This is a genomic window from Methylophaga sp., assembly GCF_030651745.1.
The window spans coordinates 1-2,796 of sequence record NZ_JAUSCC010000004.1 but is presented as its reverse complement, the minus strand read 5'-3'; the positions used below and the strand labels follow the sequence as shown (position 1 = coordinate 2,796).

Below are 2,796 nucleotides of genomic sequence, written 5' to 3'. Positions count from 1 at the left end.
TGCAGCTCGTGAAAACGGCTTGCAGTTCTAGTTATATAAGGTAAGACTCATGGCACAGAATGAACAACGCCAAGCCGCATCAGATGGCTTGATTGAAAAGTTAGTAGGTATTCGCCGCGTCGCTAAAGTAGTGAAGGGTGGCCGTGTATTTGGTTTTTCTGCATTGACAATTGTTGGTGATGGTAATGGACGTGTTGGCTTTGGACAAGGCAAAGCACGTGAAGTACCGGTTGCTATTCAAAAGGCAATGGATGAAGCTCGTAAAAACATGAAGAAAGTCGTGCTGAATGGTGATACTCTGCACCACCCTTTGACGGCTCGTCATGGTGCTGCGAAAGTGTTTATGCAGCCAGCTTCAGAAGGTACGGGTGTTATTGCCGGTGGTGCAATGCGCGCAGTATTTGATGCTGTCGGTGTTCATAACGTTCTGGCCAAGTCGATTGGTTCAACCAATCCTTTGAATGTAGTTCGCGCTACTATCAATGGTCTTACAGATATGAATAACCCTGAATCTATCGCTGCCAAACGTGGTAAGTCGGTTAAAGAGATCATGGAATAATCAAATGAGTTCACAAGCAAAATTAAAAGTCACATTGGTCAAAAGTACCATTGGAAGACTTGAAAAACATAAAGCCTGTGTCAGAGGCTTAGGTTTACGTAAAACAGGAAGTAGTGCTGTTGTAATCGACACACCTGAAAACAGAGGCATGATAAATCATGTTTCTTACCTGTTGAAGGTTGAGGAAGCATAAACATGAACTTAAATACAATTGCACCAGCTGAAGGTGAAAAACAATCAGCTAAACGCGTAGGTCGTGGAATTGGTTCTGGCTTAGGCAAAACTTGTGGCCGTGGTCACAAAGGTCAAAAAGCTCGTTCTGGTGGTTTCCACAAACGTGGTTTTGAGGGCGGTCAGATGCCTTTGCAACGTCGTTTGCCAAAGGTTGGTTTCAGTTCACGTGTAAGCAGAACTACAGCTCAAGTACGTTTAGATACAATTGCTTCTATTGAAGCTGACGTAATTGATTTGTTGACATTGAAATCTGTTGGCGCAGTACCTGAAAATACTTTACGTGTAAAAGTAATTAACTCTGGTGAGCTTACTAAATCGGTAACGATTAAAGGTATGGCTCTTACTGCAGGTGCTAAGGCTGCTGTAGAAGCTGCCGGTGGTAAGGTCGAAGAGTAATATTTGTGGAAAAAAACAGACAACAAGCCGCAGCAATGATGAGCGGAGGACGATATGGTGAACTTAAAAGTCGTCTTCTTTTTGTTTTAGGTGCTTTGGTAGTTTACCGTTTAGGAACATTTATACCTGTTCCAGGTATTGATCCAGCAGCATTAGCGATTATGTTTGAACAGCAGCGCGGAACTATCCTCGACATGTTTAACATGTTTTCAGGTGGTGCTTTGGAACGGTTGTCTGTCTTTGCATTAGGTATCATGCCGTATATATCGGCATCTATCATCATGCAGCTTTTGACTGTTGTTCATCCTAAATTAGCACAGCTTAAAAAGGAAGGCGCAGCGGGCAAACGCAAGATTACCCAATATACTCGTTACGGCACTTTAGCCTTAGCAACCTTTCAAGCAATTGGTATTTCCATTGCGTTGGAAAGTCAGCAGGCAGGTGGTACTGGCGTTGTTATAGACCCAGGTTTGTTATTCCGTTTTACTGCGGTGATTACATTAGTAACTGGTACCATGTTCCTTATGTGGTTAGGCGAGCAGATTACCGAGCGTGGTATTGGTAATGGTATTTCGATTATCATTTTTGCTGGTATCGTTGCCGGTTTACCATCTGCTATTGGTGGAACCCTTGAATTAGCTAGAACTGGGCAGTTAGCACCGTTTTTAGTTATCGCTCTATTGGTTATGGCCCTTGCTGTTACTGCTTTTGTAGTGTTTGTTGAACGTGCTCAAAGACGTATACCCATTCATTATGCCAAGCGTCAGCAAGGCCGGAAAATGATGGCTGGACAGGTTACACACTTACCGTTGAAGTTAAATATGGCTGGGGTAATACCACCGATCTTTGCTTCAAGTATTATCTTGTTTCCGGCTACCATTGCTGGTTGGTTTGGCTCTTCAGAAGGCATGAGCTGGTTGAGTGATATCTCAACACTTATGTCACCCGGTCAGCCTATGTATGTAATGGCATATGCTTTTGCGATTATCTTCTTCTGTTTCTTTTATACGGCATTAGTATTTAATCCAAAAGAAACTGCAGAGAACCTGCAAAAGTCTGGAGCCTTTATCCCTGGGATTCGTCCTGGTGAACAAACTTCACGTTATATCGATACCGTAATGGGACGATTAACGTTAGCTGGGGCTGTTTATATAACTGCCGTCTGTTTGTTGCCAGAGTTTCTTATACTTTATTGGAGTGTACCGTTCTATTTCGGTGGTACCTCTTTGCTTATCATCGTTGTTGTGACAATGGATTTTGTTTCACAAGTTCAATCACACATGATGTCGCAGCAGTATGAAAGTTTGATGCGTAAATCAAACAAGAATAATAATGGAGTTGGCGGATTTTTACGCTAACTTTACAAAATAGTTTGCTGGAGAAAAATAATGAAAGTTCAGGCGTCAGTAAAAAAGATATGCCGTAATTGCAAAATTGTAAAAAGAAACGGGGTTCTGCGTGTTATTTGCACAGAAGCTCGCCATAAGCAACGTCAAGGTTAAATTTGACTGTTCGGTGATTGTTGTTGAACTGTAGTTTTGTATGATACAATTCACTGTTCACTCCTGAGAAATTTAGGGTAATTGAATGGCTCGTATAGCTGGTAT

The 2,796-nt window shown here is 42.2% G+C and carries 5 protein-coding genes; all 5 read left to right on the top strand.

Going from position 1 to position 2,796, the window contains the following annotated elements; translation table 11 throughout:
• The first annotated feature begins 49 nt into the window (after positions 1 to 49).
• From rpsE to rpmJ, 5 genes are read left to right on the top strand one after another with little or no spacing between them, the layout of a single operon-like run.
• A complete protein-coding gene (gene rpsE / locus Q7V21_RS00180; protein WP_014707477.1) occupies positions 50 to 559 on the top strand; it encodes a 30S ribosomal protein S5 in 510 nt (169 codons plus the stop codon).
• Between the two features lie 4 nt (positions 560 to 563).
• Positions 564 to 752, top strand: coding sequence for a 50S ribosomal protein L30 (gene rpmD / locus Q7V21_RS00175; RefSeq protein ID WP_304915364.1), 189 nt, complete (start codon positions 564 to 566; stop codon positions 750 to 752).
• A gap of 2 nt (positions 753 to 754) precedes the next feature.
• Positions 755 to 1,189, top strand: a complete 435-nt coding sequence (gene rplO / locus Q7V21_RS00170; protein WP_304915363.1) for a 50S ribosomal protein L15 — start codon at positions 755 to 757, stop codon at positions 1,187 to 1,189.
• 5 nt (positions 1,190 to 1,194) lie between these two features.
• Complete coding sequence (gene secY, locus Q7V21_RS00165; protein ID WP_304915362.1) at positions 1,195 to 2,547, top strand: preprotein translocase subunit SecY; 1,353 nt, start codon at positions 1,195 to 1,197, stop codon at positions 2,545 to 2,547.
• Between the two features lie 30 nt (positions 2,548 to 2,577).
• Positions 2,578 to 2,691 carry a 50S ribosomal protein L36 gene (gene rpmJ / locus Q7V21_RS00160; protein ID WP_084003086.1) on the top strand — a complete coding sequence of 38 codons (114 nt, stop codon included), beginning with the start codon at positions 2,578 to 2,580 and terminating at the stop codon, positions 2,689 to 2,691.
• Positions 2,692 to 2,796: the final 105 nt, after the last annotated feature.

Coding starts and splice junctions, on each gene's coding strand:
- rpsE (WP_014707477.1), top strand. CDS start 50: ATGGCACAGAATGAACAACGCCAAGCCGCATCAGATGGCTTGATTGAA.
- rpmD (WP_304915364.1), top strand. CDS start 564: ATGAGTTCACAAGCAAAATTAAAAGTCACATTGGTCAAAAGTACCATT.
- rpmJ (WP_084003086.1), top strand. CDS start 2,578: ATGAAAGTTCAGGCGTCAGTAAAAAAGATATGCCGTAATTGCAAAATT.
- rplO (WP_304915363.1), top strand. CDS start 755: ATGAACTTAAATACAATTGCACCAGCTGAAGGTGAAAAACAATCAGCT.